Source organism: Plantibacter sp. lyk4-40-MEA-4 (genome assembly GCF_030209415.1).
Taxonomy (GTDB): Bacteria; Actinomycetota; Actinomycetes; order Actinomycetales; family Microbacteriaceae; genus Plantibacter; species Plantibacter flavus_A.
Window position 1 is genome coordinate 233,455 of sequence record NZ_JARVSA010000007.1, and the last position, 14,871, is coordinate 248,325.

Sequence of the window (14,871 nt, forward strand, 5' to 3'; positions counted from 1 at the left end):
GCTCGGGGGCCGGTCGGGGGCTCGGGGACCGGTCGGGAGGTCAGTGACCGGTCGGGTGCTCAGCAGCGGGATCGATGCGTGGCTCGGGTCCCGTGTCGACCGGGGCCGCGTCCGCGAAGGCGAGTTTCGGGACGAAGCAGAGCAGGACGGCGGCGACGAGCGCGCCCGCCCCGCAGATCGCCCAGACCGTGAGATAGCCGGACAGGCTCGACGCTCCGGCCGTGACGGCCTGCGCGGCGCCGGCGAACAGGACCACGCCGAAGACGGCCGAAGCGAAGGAGCCACCGATCGTCTTCGTCGTGTTGGTCAGCGCCGACGCGACACCCGTCTGCCCGCGAGGTGCGGCGGCCGCGGCCGCGGCCGGCATGGCGCCGACGAGGGCACCGGAGCCGAGACCCGCGATCGCCATGTTCAGGAAGACCTGCCACGTCTCGAGGTGGAAGGGGAGGAACAGCAGGTACCCGACCGCGACGAGTGAGGCGGCGATGATGAGCGCGATCCGAGGCGTCGCCCAGCGCGACACGAGTGGGAACAGGAGCGCACCGACGATCATCGAGATCAGGTAGGCGCCGATGAGCGTGGAGATGTCACCGGCGTCGAGCCCGAGGCCGTACCCGTTCTCCCGCGGTGTCCCCGCATAGGTGCTGAGCGGCGCCTGGGCGCCGAGCAGGCTGATCCCGATGAGCCCCGCGGTCAGTTGCACCGGCCACATGTTGGGTTGCCGGAGCGCCCGGAGGTCGATCGCCGGGTCGGGCTGCCGCAGTTCGTGTCGCCCGAACGGCAGGAACGCGAGCACGCCGATCGCGATGAGCCCCCACACCCACCACGTCTGCGGACCGTTGAGACGCAGGAAGGTGAGCCCCGAGGTGATGAGGAGGAGCGCGAGGCTGAGGAGCACGAAGCCCGCGAGGTCCAGGGTCCTGCCCGGCAGGGGTTCGGACTCGGGGACGCCGAACAGGATGGCGAAGAAGACGAGGGTCACCGCGACGGCCGGCAGCATCATCGTGAGTGGGATGTCGCCGCCGAGGGCGGTGAGGATGCGTCCACTCGACAGCGCACCGATGATGGCCCCGGCCTCGAGCGCCACGACGAGGAGGCCGGCGGCCCGCCGGGTCTGCGAGGCCCCGGTGCCGGAGCGACGGCCCCGCTCGAAGATGAGTGCGATCTCGAGGGGCAGCCAGACGACGTAGAAGCCCTGCAGCGCCCAGGCCGCGAGGAACGACCAGAAGTCCCCGGCGACGACGAGCCACCAGCTGGCACCGGCCGTCAACACGGTGGAGACGAGGAGGACCCGCTTGTGTCCGAACATGTCGCCGAGCTTCGCGAGGATGGGGACGACGAGTGCCGACAACAGCAGCTGCGCGGCCTCGAACCAGTTGAAGTCCGCGTCGTGGATGCCCAGGTGCTCGACGAGGTCGGGGATGAGTGGGACGTAGTAGCCCTGCAGGACACCGCTCGTGATCTCGACGAGGAACAACCAGCCGATGAGTCCTGCGGTGATACCAGCTGCCGACCCACGGATCGACGTCCGCCATCCGGTCGCCGAGGCTCCGCCGGTCGTCGTGCTGTCTCGCGCCATGTGGGGATGGTACAGGCGGCCCGGCCGGCAGGATAGCGTTGGGGGATGTCGACCGAGAACCCCAGCGCAGCGTCCCCGGAGCGAGAGGTCCTCGACTGGCCCACGTTCGGTGACGCGGCCCGCGAACTGTCCAGTGCGATCGTCGCGAGCGGGTTCCGGCCCGACTCCGTCGTCGCGATCGCGCGCGGGGGGCTCCTGCTCGCCGGTGCCATCGCCTACGCCCTCGACGTGAAGGCGTGCGGCGCGCTGAACGTCGAGTTCTACACCGGGGTCGACGCGCGTCTCCCCGAGCCCGTCGTGCTCCCGCCGCTGCTCGACGTGGCCGGGTTGCCGGGGAGCCGGGTGCTGCTCGTCGACGATGTGTCCGACTCGGGTCGCACGCTCGCGATGGTGCTGGAACTCATGCAGGCGAGCGGCGCGGAGGTCCGCACGGTGACGCTGTACGAGAAGCCGCAGACGGTGCTCCGTCCCGACTACGTGTGGAAGCGCGTCGACCGCTGGATCTCCTTCCCCTGGTCGACGCTGCCGACGATCACGGCCTGATCGTCCCCGCCTGATCCGGGGTGCCGGGTAGGGTCTCAGGGTGAGTGTTTTCCTCCTCGGCGGTCCGGCCGCCCCAGAGACCGAGTCGACCGTCTACGCAGCGTTCATCGCCGAGGCGGCCGCGCTCGCGGTCGTCGCCGGTCGGTTGGCCCCGCGCATCGCGATCGTCGTCGTGCACGACGGCGATGGACTCGAGCAGTCCGCCGCCCTGGAACGTGCCGTCGCACGCTCCGGTGAGATCGAGGCGATCCGCGTGGTCGTCCGCGAGGGCGGTGTGGTCGCGCAGGCTCAGCTGGCCGAGGTCGACGGGATCGTCGTCGGCGGCGGGCTGCCCTCGGCCTACGCGGAGGCGGTCGCGCCGGTCGCCACCGACATCCGACGCCTCGTCGCGTCCGGTCTGCCCTACCTCGGCATCTCGGCCGGCGCGATGATCGCCGCCGAGCACGCGATCATCGGCGGATGGCGTGTCGGCGAGGTCCCCGTGAGCCCCGAGGCGGCGTCCGAGGAACTCGACGAGGTCACGATCGGCGACGGTCTCGGGCTCGTCGACATCGCCGTCGAGGCGCACGCCGCTCAGTGGGGCACCCTCGGGCGGCTCGTCGCCGCGACTGAGGCCGGGGTCGTCGACGGCGGGGTCGCGATCGACGAGAACACGGCGCTCGTGGTCGGGCAGGGGGCGCTCTCCGTCCTCGGCGGCGGCAGCGTCTGGCAGGTCTTCACCGCCGAGCACGGGGTCGTCGTCCGCACGATCGGTGCCGAGCAGCCGCAGCAGCAGTAGGCCATGACGAACGGGATCCTCGGCGGTAGCCCGGCACAGCTCGCCGCGGCGGGGTCGATGGACGAGGGCTGGGCCGACGCGCTCGCGCCTGTGGCCGATCGTCTTGCGACGATCGATCACTGGCTCGCGGCGCAAGCGGCGGACGGTGCCCGATGGTTGCCGGCCCCCGAGCTCGTCCTGCGGGCCTTCCGCACGCCGTTCAGCGCGGTCCGGGTCCTCATCGTCGGGCAGGACCCGTACCCGACACCGGGTCATCCGATCGGCCTGTCGTTCGCCGCGGACCGGGATGTGCGCCCGCTGCCACGCAGCCTCGCGAACATCCACCGGGAACTCCGCGACGACCTCGGTGTCCCGACGCCGGAACACGGCGACCTCAGTCCGTGGACCCGACAGGGCGTGCTGCTCCTCAACCGCGTCCTCACGGTCGAGGCGGGTTCCGCCGGTTCCCACCGCCGACACGGCTGGGAGGCGGTCACGGAACAGGCGATCCGGGCGCTCGCCGCACGCCCCGCACCGCTCGTGTCCATCCTCTGGGGCAAGGACGCCGAACGACTGGCCCCGCTGCTCGAATCATCGACCGACCCCGACCGTCACGTCATCGTCTCGGCGCACCCGAGTCCGCTCTCCGCCTCACGCGGGTTCTTCGGCTCGAAGCCGTTCAGCCGCACCAACGACTTCCTCGTCTCCCGCGGCGCGGACCCGATCGACTGGTCGCTCGACTGACGAACGGGTCGTGGGGTCGACCGCAAGGGCTGTCCGCCGACCCACCCCCTGGTTAGGCTTGGGGGATGTTGGAAGAGGAGTACGAGCCGAGGCGACGGCTGCCGCCGCACCTGCGCAAGCCGCCGACCCCCGAGACCCCCTTCGCATTCACGATGCGCGACGCCACTGCCGCCGACCTGCCCGACGTCAGGGCGATCTACAACCACTACGTCGCCAACAGCATGGTCACCTTCGACGAGGACGCGATGACCCTCGCCGAGTGGCGCTCCAAGTTCGCCTACCTGCAGCGGCTGCAGCTCCCGTTCATCGTCGCCGTCAACCCGACCGGGCAGATCCTCGGGTACGCGCTGTGCGCGCCGTGGAAGCAGAAGCGCGCCTACCGCTTCACGGTGGAGAGCTCGATCTACCTCGGAGCCGCGGCGACCGGCAAGGGCCTCGGCACCGATCTGCTCGGTGAGCTCATCGAGCGCTCGAAGGCCGCCGGGCTCAAGGAGATGCTGGCCGTCATCGCCGACAAGGGCGCCGAGTCGTCGATCGCCCTGCACGAGAAGTTCGGGTTCACCGAGGTGGGCCGCATGGGTCGTGTCGGGTTCAAGTTCGACCGCTGGATCGGCACGGTCCTCCTCCAGAAGTCCCTGAAGCGCTGAACTGGTCGACGCCCTTCGACAGGCTCAGGGACCGGAACCGCCCGGGAACGGGGACCGGAACGGGCAGGGAACGGACGGGCTGTGGCCACCGCCGCGCCTAGGCTGGTCGCATGGCGGAACTCCACGAGCTGACGGCGCTCGAGCAGTGGCAGGCGTTACAGCGGGACGAGGTCTCACCGACGGAGCTCGCCCGGCACTACCTCGACCGCATCGAGCGCCTCGACGACGCGATCGGCGCCTTCACCTCGGTCGCCGCCGGATCGCTCGCCGAACGCGTGGAGGCGGTCGAGGCACTTCCTCGGACCGCACCGCTCTGGGGACTCCCGATCGGCGATAAGGACCTCGTGTCCCGTGCCGGTCAGCCCGTCCGCTTCGGGTCGCGGCTCACAGCGGATCTCGTGGCGACGTCCGACGACGAGCTCGTCGGCGTCCTCGACCGGGCCGGTGCGGTGAGCCTCGGGAAGACCGCGACCCCGGAGTTCGGGCTCTACGGCTACACGGAGCCGCTCGACGGGACACCGACCCGGAACCCGTGGGCCCTCGACCGTGGGGCGGCCGGGTCGAGTGGCGGGGCCGCAGCAGCCGTCGCCGCGCGGCTCCTCCCGTTCGCCCCCGGCTCCGACGGCGGCGGCTCCGTCCGCATTCCTGCGGCCGCCTGCGGGCTCGTCGGCCTGAAGCCCACGCGGGGGCTCGTCCCCGCGGGCTCCGGTGTCGACCGACTCGCCGGCCTCGTCGTCCCCGGGCCGATCGCCCGGACCGTCGCCGACGCGGCCCTCCTGCTCGACGCGATGATCGAGCGCGTACACGGACGCATCGACCACCACTTCACGCTGCGCGCACCCGACGCCGACGACGGACCGCTGCTCGGGCACGCCGTGCGCGGCGAGGGCCGGTTCCAGCTGGCGGTCCTCGCCGGCTCACCCTGGGACAGCGCCTTCGAGCTGGCGGTCGACCCTGAGGCCCTCGCGGCCGTCGACGTCGCCACCCGGGCGTTCGCCGCGATGGGGCACGGCCTGGAGGAGCTCACCCTCCGCGACGCCGAACGGTACCCGGCCGACTTCACGACGATCTGGCAGGCCTCGGCGGCCGGTGTGCCGGCGACCTCGGAGGCGGAGCTGACGCTCCTCGAACCCATCACGAGGTCCCTCGTCGAGCGCGGTCGGGCCCTGCCGGCGACCCGGCTGATGGAGACGCTCGCCAGTCTCCACCGGTTCGAACGCAGCGTCCTCGCGCAGTTCGCACCCTTCGACGCGATCATCACGCCGGCCCTCGCCCAGACGCCACGTCCCATCGGATGGTACGACCAGGACTCGCCCGAGCTGAACTTCGAGCAGCAGGTGCGCTATGCGCCGCACACCTCCTTCGTGAACGCGACCGGCCTGCCGGCCATCACGCTCCCGGTGCACGAGACGTCCGAGGGACTGCCGATGGGCGTTCAGCTGATCGGGCGTCCCGGCGGCGAGGCGACCCTGCTCGCCCTCGGTGCGCAACTGGAGCGGCGCCTGCGCTGGCAGGACCGCGTCCCGTCCGTCGCCCGCTGACCCGTCGCCCGCTGACCGATCGACGTGGACCCCGCGTCGCAGCGCTCCGTATGACGTGATGTGACACCGCGGCCGGACCTCGCCCCTCCCGCTGCGCCTAGGGTGCTCAGACGGCCCGGTCCGGACGGACCGATCGCCGCCGCACCGGAGGAGTCGATCATCAACGCACCGTCCAGCCCGACGCAGTCCCACCCCAAGCAGCTCATCCTCAACCTGTTCGAGATGAACTGCGTGAGCCACATCACCCACGGCCTCTGGCGCCTGCCGGACAACCGACGCGACCAGTACACCGACATCCGGTACTGGACGACGCTCGCCCGGACGGCGGAGGCGGGCGGGTTCGACGCGATCTTCATCGCCGACGTGGTCGGCGCCTACGACGTGTTCCGTGGCGGCCCGGCCGACGCCCTGCGCGAGGGCCTGCAGATCCCGAACAACGACCCCCTGCTCGTCGTCCCCGCGATGGCCGCCGTGACCGAGTACCTCGGCTTCGGCATCACCTTCTCGACGAGCTACGAGCCACCGTTCGCCTTCGCCCGTCGCATGAGCACCCTCGACCACCTGACGAACGGCCGCGTCGCGTGGAACATCGTCACCTCGTACCTGCCCAACGCCGCACGCAACTTCGGCCTCGCCGAGGAGATCCCGCACGACGAGCGGTTCGCGATCGCCGAGGAGTACCTGGACGTCCTCTACAAGCTCTGGGAGGGGTCCTGGGACGACGACGCCGTCATCCGTGACCGGGAGGCCGGCGTCTACTCGGACCCCGACAAGGTGCGGTACATCGACCACGTCGGGCGCTACTTCCAGGTCGCCGGACCGCACCTGTCCGAGCCCAGCGCGCAGCGGACACCGCTGCTCTACACCGCGACCGCCTCGCCGGCCGGCATCGCGTTCGCCGGACGGCACGCCGAAGCGGTGTTCACGGGCGTACGGGGTCCCGGTGGTGCAGGATCGCTCCTGGAACGGTTCCGTGCGGCGGCGGCCGACAACGGACGCGACGGGGCCGCGCTCAAGATCGTCGTCCAGGCCGCCGTCATCGTCGCGCCGACGCAGGAGGAGGCCGAGGCGAAGGCCGCGCAGTATCGGGAGCACGCGAGCATCGTCGGCCGGTTCGTCCACGCCGGGCTGCCGTTCGACCCGGAGGCCCACCCGGCGGACCGGACGGTCGCCGAGGCGCTCGCCGCAGAGGGGGTCCCGGCCGACGCGCTCCCGCCTCAGGTGACGGCCGGCACCGTCGGCGAGTTCATCAGCCGGGTCGGCAGCGACCTCGAGCGGGACTTCTTCGCCGTCGGCACCCCCGAGGTCGTGGCCGACGAGATCGAGCGATGGTTGGACGAGGTCGGCATCGACGGCATCAACCTGCGGCAGTACCACAGCCTCGACACGCTCACCGACTTCGTCGAACTCGTCGTGCCGGAGCTGCGTCGCCGAGGGCGGCTGCGCGACGCGTATCGACCGGGGGAGACGCTCCGTGAGCGCCTGACGGGCGGGGCGGCCCGGCTCCCCGACGACCACCCGGCCGCACGATACCGCGGAGGACGGAACCTCGGCGACCGGCACGACGGGACGGTCGACGGTCACACGGCGTCATCGAGGGAACCCGTGGGAAACCTGTCGTAACAGAGCAGCGGGGTGGCCCGGTGCGCCGTCCAGGATGGGCAACCACACCGGCACAGCACCGGACCACCCCGACCCACAGGAGTACCCGTCATGACCCGAACCACCAGACGGCGAGCACGACTCGCCGCCGCAGCCCTCGTCGCCGTGAGCATCGCGCTGACCGGCTGCTCGGCGGCGTCGGCCTCGTCCGACGCGGACGGTGGCAGCCTCACCTACCTCGATGCGGAGATCCCCACCTCGGCGCAGGTGCAGGAGGCGGGCACGTGGCAGACCCGTGCGCTGCAGCAGAACATCACCGACCGCCTGCTCTACCGGAACGCGGAGACGGGCGAACTCGAACCGTGGATCGCCGACTCCTGGACCGTCAGCCCCGACGGTCTCACGTACACCTTCGTGATCCGTGACGGCGTCACCTACAGCGACGGCACCGCCGTCGACGCCGCGAGCGTCGCGAAGAACCTGAACTGGCAGTCGACCGGCGACGAGGCGAAGGGGACGACCCCGAACGCACAGTTCCCGTCCGGTCTCGTGGCGACGCCGGACGACGCGACCAGCACCGTCACCGTCGTCCTCGCCGCACCCTACGCGCCCTTCCTCAACGTGCTCACCGGGTGGGGATCAGGGCTCGTCGCCGACGCCACGATCGACGCGAGCAAGGAGGAGCAGTCGAAGTTCGTGAACCTCATCGGCTCCGGTCCCTTCGTCGTCGCCTCCGAGACCTACGGCAAGGAGATCGTGCTCGACCGTCGTGAGGGGTACGCCTGGGCCCCGCCGTCCTCCCCGAACCAGGGCGAGGCGCACCTCGCCTCGGTCACGGTCATCCCCGTGCAGGAGGACAGCGTCCGGCTCGGCACCCTGAAGTCGGGCGAGGCGGACGTCATCCGCTACGTCCAACCGAGCGAGGAGCAGGGGCTCGTCGACGCCGGCTACGACATCGTGTCCAAGACGGGTGTCGGTCTCAGCAACCAGTGGTTCCTCCGCAGCCAGGCGCCGTTCCTCGACGACGTCGACGTCCGCAAGGCGCTGCTGCACGCGATCAACCGTGAGCAGATCATCGAGACGCAGTACACCGACAGCTGGACGCCCGCGACGTCGGTCCTGTCGCCGGGAACCTTCGGCTACGTCGACGAATCGGCGAAGTTCACCTACGACCCGGATGCGGCGAACCGCCTCCTCGACGGCGACGGCTGGACCGAGCGCGACGCGGACGGCTACCGCACGAAGGGCGGCGAGCGGCTCACGGTGAAGACCTACATCGACGTCTACGACAACACGGCGAAGAGCCTCTTCCAGCAGATCCAGAACCAGTTCAAGGACGTCGGGATCGAGCTGTCACTCAACGAGCTCGACTACTCCACCTACTGGGCGACCGCGTTCGCGGACCCGGAGGTCGGAGCGCTCCGAGTCGGTTGGCCGCACCCTGACCCCTCGAAGGGCCTCAGCGAGTACTACAGCAAGGACGGCTCCGACCTCCTCGGTCTCGCCGGCTCCGACACGACCCTGCAGTCGCTGCTCGACGCGCAGAACGCGGCGACCGACGACGACACCCGTGCGGCGATCCTCGGACAGATCCAGGACCACCTGATCGACCAGGCCTACGTCGTCCCGATCCTCAACGACAGCCAGGTGTTCGTCACCCAGCAGCGGGTGAAGGGCTTCTCCCTCACCGACGGCGCCCTGCCGGAGTTCTACAACACCTCGATCGAGGACTGAGCGAGCGTGAGGGCCGTCGACCGGACGGCCCTCACGTCTCCGGTCCCGTCCCTTTCCGAGAGGAGGCCCCACATGTCCAACCAGCATCCGAACGCCAGCGCGGCGGACACGCGACGCCGGCAGTACCGCGAGTACGTGATCAGGCGCGTCGCCCAGGCGCTCCTCGTGATCGCCCTCGTCTACACGCTCGTCTTCTTCACCCTCTTCGTCCTGCCCGGCGACCCCATCGAGAACAAGCTGACGAGCCCGCTCAACCCACTGCCCCCGTCCGCAGGCGAAGCACTGCGGGCCTACTACCACTTCGACCTGTCGCCGATCGAACAGTTCGCGCTGACGGTGAGCCGACTCTTCCAGGGAGACCTGGGGTACTCCCTGGTCAGCGGTCGTGCCGTCTCGGACCTCGTCGCGCAGGGCTTCTCGGACACCATCGTGCTCGCAGGCGTGGCGTTCATCATGACGATCGTGCTGTCGCTCGCCATCGCACTCACCGCCGTGTACGCCCCCGTCAGGGCGATCAGGAGCATCGCGGCCTCAGCGCCCATCGCCTCCATCTCCGCGCCGAGCTTCCTCATCGGCTTCGTGCTCCTCGCGATCTTCTCCTTCCAGCTCGGCTGGGTGTCGTCGGTGCGCGATCAGGGCTTCGTGTCCTACGTGCTCCCGGCACTGACCCTGGCGCTCGCCGTCAACGGTCCGTTGACGCAGGTGTTGATCCAGGGACTCCGGAAGGCTGCGGACGAACCCTTCGTCACCGTGCTCCGCGCGAAGGGGACGAGCGAGGTCCGGATCGCCCTCGGCCACGTCCTCAAGAACGGTGCGATCCCGTCGATCACGATGCTCGCCCTCGTCGTCGGAGAGCTGCTGGCCGGTGCCGTCGTCGTCGAGGCCGTGTTCACCCGCACCGGCCTCGGATTCATCACCTTCGAGAGCGTGCGCGATCAGGACACCCCGGTGATCCTGGCCGTCGTCATCCTCATCTCCTCCATCTACGTCGGCATCAATCTCGTGACCGACCTCGTCTACCCCGTCCTCGACCCGCGCATCGTCCGCCCGGGGCATGGGCGGTCCCGACGCTCCCGCCTCGCCAGGCCGACGGTCGCGACAGCGGCGGCGTCGGGGACGGCGGTGCCCGGCGGTATCCCGACGAAAGCGAGCGTGGACGCATGAGCCTCCGACTCCGACCGGACCGCGACGTCACCGCGGCCGACGACGGACCGGACGCGTTCCGTCGACTCCTCGGCCGCCTCGGGGTCGCTGACGTCCTGGCGATCATCGTGGTCGGTCTCGTCCTCGTGTCCGTGGTCGCACCCGGCCTCCTCACGCCGTACGACCCGCTCGAGCCCGACGACGCCAACGCGCTCGCCGCTCCATCGGTCGCGCACTGGTTCGGAACCGACTCCCTCGGTCGCGACCTGCTGTCGCGGGTGATCCACGGCACCGGTCGGACCCTGCTCGGCTCGGCGGTCGCCGTCCTCATCGGTCTCGGCGCCGGCACGGTCCTCGGGCTCGTCGCCGCGTCGTTCGGCGGTCTCGTCGACGCCGTCATCAGCCGGATCGTCGACGTGCTGCTCTCGATCCCCGGGTTGCTCCTCGCGATGGTCGTCGTCGTGGCGCTCGGTTTCGGCACCCTGAACGCGGCCGTCGCCGTGGGGATCTCCTCGATCGCGGCGTTCACCAGGATCATGCGCTCCGAGGTGTTGACGGTGAAGGACCTGCCGTTCGTCGAGGCGAGTCACCATCTCGGCGGTTCGCGGGCGTACGTCCTCGCCAAGCACGTCTTCCCGAACTCGTACTCCGCGGTGCTGTCGCTCACGGCCCTCCAGTTCGGACTCGCGATCATCTGGATCTCCTCGCTCAGCTTCCTCGGGTACGGAGCTCCGCCGCCCGACCCGGAGTGGGGTCTGCTCGTCTCCGAGGGTCGTCAGTATGTCGTGTCCTCGCCGTGGCTCGTCGTCGTCCCGGGCCTCGTGATCGCCGTCACCGTGCTCGCCATCAGCCGTCTCAGCCGACTCACCCGCGAGAGGACCACCGCATGAACCAGGCAGCCCTGCAGCACAGCGCACTCCACGTCGTCGACGCGGCTCCGGTGCCGTTGCTCGTCGACGGACTCGCCGTCGGGTACCGGACGCGCGGCTCGAGGGGGCCGACCGACACGGTGCGCGACGTGTCGTTCCAGGTGGGACGCGGCGAGACGGTGTCGCTCGTGGGCCAGTCCGGTTCGGGGAAGAGCACGATCGCCCGGGCGGTCGCGGGGCTCCTCCCCGGCAACGGCTCGGTCACCGCCGGTCGGGTCACGGTCGCCGGACACGAGGTCGCCGACTTCTCCCGGAAGCAGTGGCGCCCCCTGCGCGGCTCGACGCTCGGTTTCATCCCGCAGGATCCGCTGAGTTCACTCGACCCGCTGCAGCGGATCGGCGTGCAGATCGCCCAGGCGGTCCAGGTGGCGGGCGACACCCCGCGCTCGGAGGTCCCCGCGCGCGTGATCGAGTTGCTCGAGCACGTGGGCATCCGTCAGGCCTCGGCCCGCGTGCGGTCCTACCCGCACGAGCTCTCTGGCGGGCAGTTGCAGCGGGTGCTCATCGCGATCGCCATCGCGGCGAGGCCCAAGCTGCTCATCGCCGACGAGCCGACGTCCGCGCTCGACGTGACCGTCCAGCGGCGCATCCTCGACCTCCTCGACGGCCTCCGGCAGGAGCTCGGGCTCGGGATCCTCTTCATCACCCACGACCTGGCGCTGGCGCAGGAGCGCAGCGACGCGATCGTGGTCCTGCAGGACGGGAACGTCCGCGAGTCGGGCCCGGCCGAGGAGGTGTTGCTCGCACCACGGCACCCCTACACGGTGGGGCTGCTCTCCGACTCGCCCGCGTCCTCGCCCTTGCGCTACCGGGAACGCATCCGCGCCGCGGCCGAGCAGGTGCAGGCGGAGCAGCGCGGCGAGACGAACGCGGCGCCCGCGGTGGTCGAGGTGTCGCACGTGTCCAAACGGTTCGGACGCGATCCGCAGGCGCCGCCCGCACTCGACGGCGCGTCGCTCGTCCTCCGTCCGCGTTCGATCCACGCGCTCGTCGGCGAGTCCGGGTCGGGCAAGTCGACGCTCGCGCGCATCGTCGCCGGGCTCACCTCCTTCGACGACGGCTCGGTGCGGGTCGTCGGCCGGGAACTCCCGCGGGACCATGCCGTCGCCAACCCCTTCGCGCGTGACCTCCAGCTGGTCTACCAGAACCCGCTCTCGGCGGTCGATCCGCGGTACACCGTCGGACAGATCATCGAGGAGCCCCTGCGGATCCACGGGGTGCGGAGCGCCGCCGAACGCCGGCGCCGCGTCGCGACCATCCTCGACCAGGTCGCCCTCCCCGCGAGTGCGCAGGGGCGTCGTGCACGGGAGGTGTCGGGCGGTCAGCGCCAGCGGGTCGCACTCGCGAGGACGCTCGTCCTCGCGCCGTCGGTGCTCGTCCTCGACGAGCCCACCTCGGCGCTCGATGTCTCGGTGCAGGCGCAGATCGTCGAACTGCTCCTCGACCTCCGTGACGAGCACGCGCTCAGCTACCTGTTCATCTCGCACGACCTCGGTCTCGTCCGGCAGATCGCCGACGAGGTGACGGTGCTGTCGAACGGGCGCGTCGTCGAGTCGGGCCCGGCCTCGGCCGTCCTCGGGCATCCGCAGCACGCGTACACTCGGGAGCTGCTCGACGCGGTGCCGCGGTTCGACGTCGAGCGGCTCGATCCGAGCCGGTTCGAGGCCGTCGGATGAGCGCACCGACCACGGAGCCGCGCACGGAGGAGACCATGTCACGATCGTTCGACGACCTCGTCGCCGAGGCCGACGCCGCCTCGGTCGACGGGTGGGACTTCTCCTGGCTCGACGGCCGGGCCAGTGAGGAGCGCCCCTCCTGGCGGTTCTCGGAGTCGCTCGGGAGACGTCTGGCCGACGTCCCGTCATCGCTCGACCTCGAGACCGGCGGGGGAGAGGTGTTGGACACGGCGCCGGTGCTTCCGCCGCTGGCCGCCGCCACCGAGTCCTGGCCACCGAACCTCGCCCGAGCCGCCGCCCGCCTGCACCCGCGCGGCGTCGTCGTCGTTCGCACGGAGGAGGGGGCTCCATTGCCGTTCGCGGACGACTCGTTCGCGCTCGTGTCGAGTCGGCATCCCGTCGCCGTGGACTGGACCGACGTGGCTCGGGTGATCGCCCCGGGCGGCAGCTACCTCGCCCAGCACGTCGGACCGGCGAGCGTGTTCGAACTCGTCGAGGCCTTCCTCGGCCCACAGCCCGAAGCGGTCCGTCGCGCGCGTCATCCCGACGACGAGGCCGCCGGCGCCCGTGCCGCCGGGCTCGAGATCGTGTGCTTGCGGACCGAACGGCTGCGCATCGAGTTCCACGACGTCGGTGCGATCGTCTGGTTCCTGCGCAAGGTGATCTGGATGGTGCCCGGATTCACCTCCGCGCGGTACCTCGACCGCCTGCGGGAGCTGCACCGTTCCCTGCAGGAGGACGGCCCGTTCGTCGCGCACTCCTCCCGAACCCTCATCGAAGCACGCAAGCCCATCCGGTGACCGGGGCCCTGCCGAGGCGCCCTTCGACAGGCTCAGGGACCGCGATGGAGGAGATGATCCCCCTACGGGTGGGGCCGCCGGCATCCCGACGTAGGCTCGTCGTGACGGCGAGTGGAGGACGATCGAGTGGTGGATGTCGGCACCGGGCGGCGACCGGTCTCCCGCCTGCGCACCCGCCTGCTCGCCGGGCTCCGCTCACGCATCCTCGCGGTCTTCGCGGTGGAGCAGGACCGCCCGCCGCAGTGGACGCTCGATCTCGAGGACGGCACCGACGCGGGGTTCTTCACGCCCGACTCCGCGGCCTGGACGGTGCACGGCGGTGTCGAGACCATGGTCGCCGGCATCCGGGCGCTCCTCCTGCAGGCGGCCCACCCCGGGGCGCTCGCCGGCGTGCACGACTGGTCCCGGTACCGGGAGGACCCGCTCGGACGGCTCGACGGCACCATCCGCTGGATCTTCACCGTCACCTACGGCGACCGCGACACGGCCCGTCGGACGAGCGACTACGTGCTCAAGCTCCACGAACGCGTCGTCGGGGAATACCTCGACGCCCATGGCGTGGTGCGCCCGTACGCGGCCAACGACCCGGACCTCCTGCGCTGGGTGCACCTCGCGTTCACCGACGCCTTCCTGAGCGTGCGACAGACCTGGGGCGGCCGGGTCCCCGGTGGTGCGGACGCCTATGTGGCCGACTGGGCACTCGCGGGTGAGCTCATGGGCGTCGTCGACCCGCCCCGCTCCGAGGCTGAGCTGGCCCGACAGCTGCGCGGTTACCTCGACGCGGGCGACCTGACCGGCGGCCCGAGGGTGGACGAGACCCTGGCGTTCCTCCGGCGTCCGCCGCTCGACCGCTCGCTGCTCCCCGCCTACGGGATCCTCTTCGCGGGAGCCGTCGCGACCATCCCAGCCGAGTACCGCCGCATCCTCGGGCTCCGCACCGCGCACCTCGGTCCGATACCGCTGCCGGTCGTGACGGCGACGCGGGTCGTCCTGTGGATCGTGGGGCTCGTCCTGCACGGGGAGTCGCCGAGTCAGCGCGCGGCCCTGCGCCGGCACCGGCGGCTGGCGGACCCGGCCGCCTGAGGCCCGTCGACAGGCTCAGGGACCGGGGATGGTGGCTCAGGGACCGGATGGTGTCTGAGGGACCGGATGGTGTCTGAGGGACCGGATGGTGTC

13 protein-coding genes are annotated in these 14,871 nt (G+C 70.9%); 12 read left to right on the forward strand and 1 reads right to left on the reverse strand.

What is annotated here, in order from left to right; translation table 11 throughout:
* Positions 1-40: 40 nt before the first annotated feature.
* Positions 41-1,579 carry an MFS transporter gene (locus QRN44_RS14355; protein WP_285039451.1) on the reverse strand — a complete coding sequence of 513 codons (1,539 nt, stop codon included), beginning with the start codon at positions 1,577-1,579 and terminating at the stop codon, positions 41-43.
* A 45-nt stretch (positions 1,580-1,624) separates the two neighbouring features.
* Between QRN44_RS14355 and QRN44_RS14360 the strand changes: the two genes are divergently transcribed.
* The 12 genes from QRN44_RS14360 to QRN44_RS14415 all read left to right on the forward strand — a co-directional run bounded on the left by QRN44_RS14360 (position 1,625) and on the right by QRN44_RS14415 (position 14,778).
* Positions 1,625-2,122, forward strand: a complete 498-nt coding sequence (locus QRN44_RS14360) for a phosphoribosyltransferase (RefSeq protein WP_071262460.1) — start codon at positions 1,625-1,627, stop codon at positions 2,120-2,122.
* A gap of 40 nt (positions 2,123-2,162) precedes the next feature.
* Positions 2,163-2,900: a Type 1 glutamine amidotransferase-like domain-containing protein gene (locus tag QRN44_RS14365; RefSeq protein WP_064295268.1), complete on the forward strand. Its 738-nt coding sequence runs from the start codon at positions 2,163-2,165 to the stop codon at positions 2,898-2,900.
* 3 nt (positions 2,901-2,903) lie between these two features.
* Positions 2,904-3,623 carry a uracil-DNA glycosylase gene (locus QRN44_RS14370; RefSeq protein WP_285039452.1) on the forward strand — a complete coding sequence of 240 codons (720 nt, stop codon included), beginning with the start codon at positions 2,904-2,906 and terminating at the stop codon, positions 3,621-3,623.
* Between the two features lie 65 nt (positions 3,624-3,688).
* Positions 3,689-4,270, forward strand: coding sequence for a GNAT family N-acetyltransferase (locus QRN44_RS14375; protein ID WP_064295270.1), 582 nt, complete (start codon positions 3,689-3,691; stop codon positions 4,268-4,270).
* A gap of 110 nt (positions 4,271-4,380) precedes the next feature.
* Positions 4,381-5,811: an amidase gene (locus tag QRN44_RS14380; protein WP_175117762.1), complete on the forward strand. Its 1,431-nt coding sequence runs from the start codon at positions 4,381-4,383 to the stop codon at positions 5,809-5,811.
* 102 nt (positions 5,812-5,913) lie between these two features.
* The gene (locus QRN44_RS14385; protein WP_285039453.1) at positions 5,914-7,434 is read left to right on the forward strand and encodes an NtaA/DmoA family FMN-dependent monooxygenase; all 1,521 of its coding nucleotides are present in this window, start codon (positions 5,914-5,916) and stop codon (positions 7,432-7,434) included.
* Positions 7,435-7,524: 90 nt separating this feature from the next.
* Positions 7,525-9,147 carry an ABC transporter substrate-binding protein gene (locus QRN44_RS14390; RefSeq protein ID WP_285039454.1) on the forward strand — a complete coding sequence of 541 codons (1,623 nt, stop codon included), beginning with the start codon at positions 7,525-7,527 and terminating at the stop codon, positions 9,145-9,147.
* A 72-nt stretch (positions 9,148-9,219) separates the two neighbouring features.
* Positions 9,220-10,311 (forward strand): ABC transporter permease, encoded by a 1,092-nt coding sequence (locus QRN44_RS14395; RefSeq protein ID WP_285039455.1) that lies wholly within the window; start codon positions 9,220-9,222, stop codon positions 10,309-10,311.
* Positions 10,308-11,180, forward strand: a complete 873-nt coding sequence (locus tag QRN44_RS14400) for an ABC transporter permease (RefSeq protein WP_285039456.1) — start codon at positions 10,308-10,310, stop codon at positions 11,178-11,180. Before QRN44_RS14395 ends, QRN44_RS14400 begins: the two co-directional genes overlap by 4 nt.
* On the forward strand, positions 11,177-12,895 hold the full coding sequence (locus QRN44_RS14405; RefSeq protein ID WP_285039457.1) for a dipeptide ABC transporter ATP-binding protein: 1,719 nt from the start codon (positions 11,177-11,179) through the stop codon (positions 12,893-12,895). The genes QRN44_RS14400 and QRN44_RS14405 overlap by 4 nt, the downstream gene beginning before the upstream one ends.
* Positions 12,896-12,930: 35 nt before the next feature.
* Positions 12,931-13,695 (forward strand): class I SAM-dependent methyltransferase, encoded by a 765-nt coding sequence (locus QRN44_RS14410; RefSeq protein WP_175117765.1) that lies wholly within the window; start codon positions 12,931-12,933, stop codon positions 13,693-13,695.
* Positions 13,696-13,824: 129 nt separating this feature from the next.
* On the forward strand, positions 13,825-14,778 hold the full coding sequence (locus tag QRN44_RS14415; protein WP_285039458.1) for an oxygenase MpaB family protein: 954 nt from the start codon (positions 13,825-13,827) through the stop codon (positions 14,776-14,778).
* The last annotated feature ends 93 nt before the right edge of the window (positions 14,779-14,871 follow it).

Bases quoted from the DNA above. Each gene is read 5' to 3' on its own strand.
- QRN44_RS14355 (WP_285039451.1), bottom strand. From the start codon at position 1,579: ATGGCGCGAGACAGCACGACGACCGGCGGAGCCTCGGCGACCGGATGG.
- QRN44_RS14360 (WP_071262460.1), top strand. From the start codon at position 1,625: ATGTCGACCGAGAACCCCAGCGCAGCGTCCCCGGAGCGAGAGGTCCTC.
- QRN44_RS14370 (WP_285039452.1), top strand. From the start codon at position 2,904: ATGACGAACGGGATCCTCGGCGGTAGCCCGGCACAGCTCGCCGCGGCG.
- QRN44_RS14375 (WP_064295270.1), top strand. From the start codon at position 3,689: ATGTTGGAAGAGGAGTACGAGCCGAGGCGACGGCTGCCGCCGCACCTG.
- QRN44_RS14380 (WP_175117762.1), top strand. From the start codon at position 4,381: ATGGCGGAACTCCACGAGCTGACGGCGCTCGAGCAGTGGCAGGCGTTA.
- QRN44_RS14390 (WP_285039454.1), top strand. From the start codon at position 7,525: ATGACCCGAACCACCAGACGGCGAGCACGACTCGCCGCCGCAGCCCTC.
- QRN44_RS14395 (WP_285039455.1), top strand. From the start codon at position 9,220: ATGTCCAACCAGCATCCGAACGCCAGCGCGGCGGACACGCGACGCCGG.
- QRN44_RS14400 (WP_285039456.1), top strand. From the start codon at position 10,308: ATGAGCCTCCGACTCCGACCGGACCGCGACGTCACCGCGGCCGACGAC.
- QRN44_RS14405 (WP_285039457.1), top strand. From the start codon at position 11,177: ATGAACCAGGCAGCCCTGCAGCACAGCGCACTCCACGTCGTCGACGCG.
- QRN44_RS14410 (WP_175117765.1), top strand. From the start codon at position 12,931: ATGTCACGATCGTTCGACGACCTCGTCGCCGAGGCCGACGCCGCCTCG.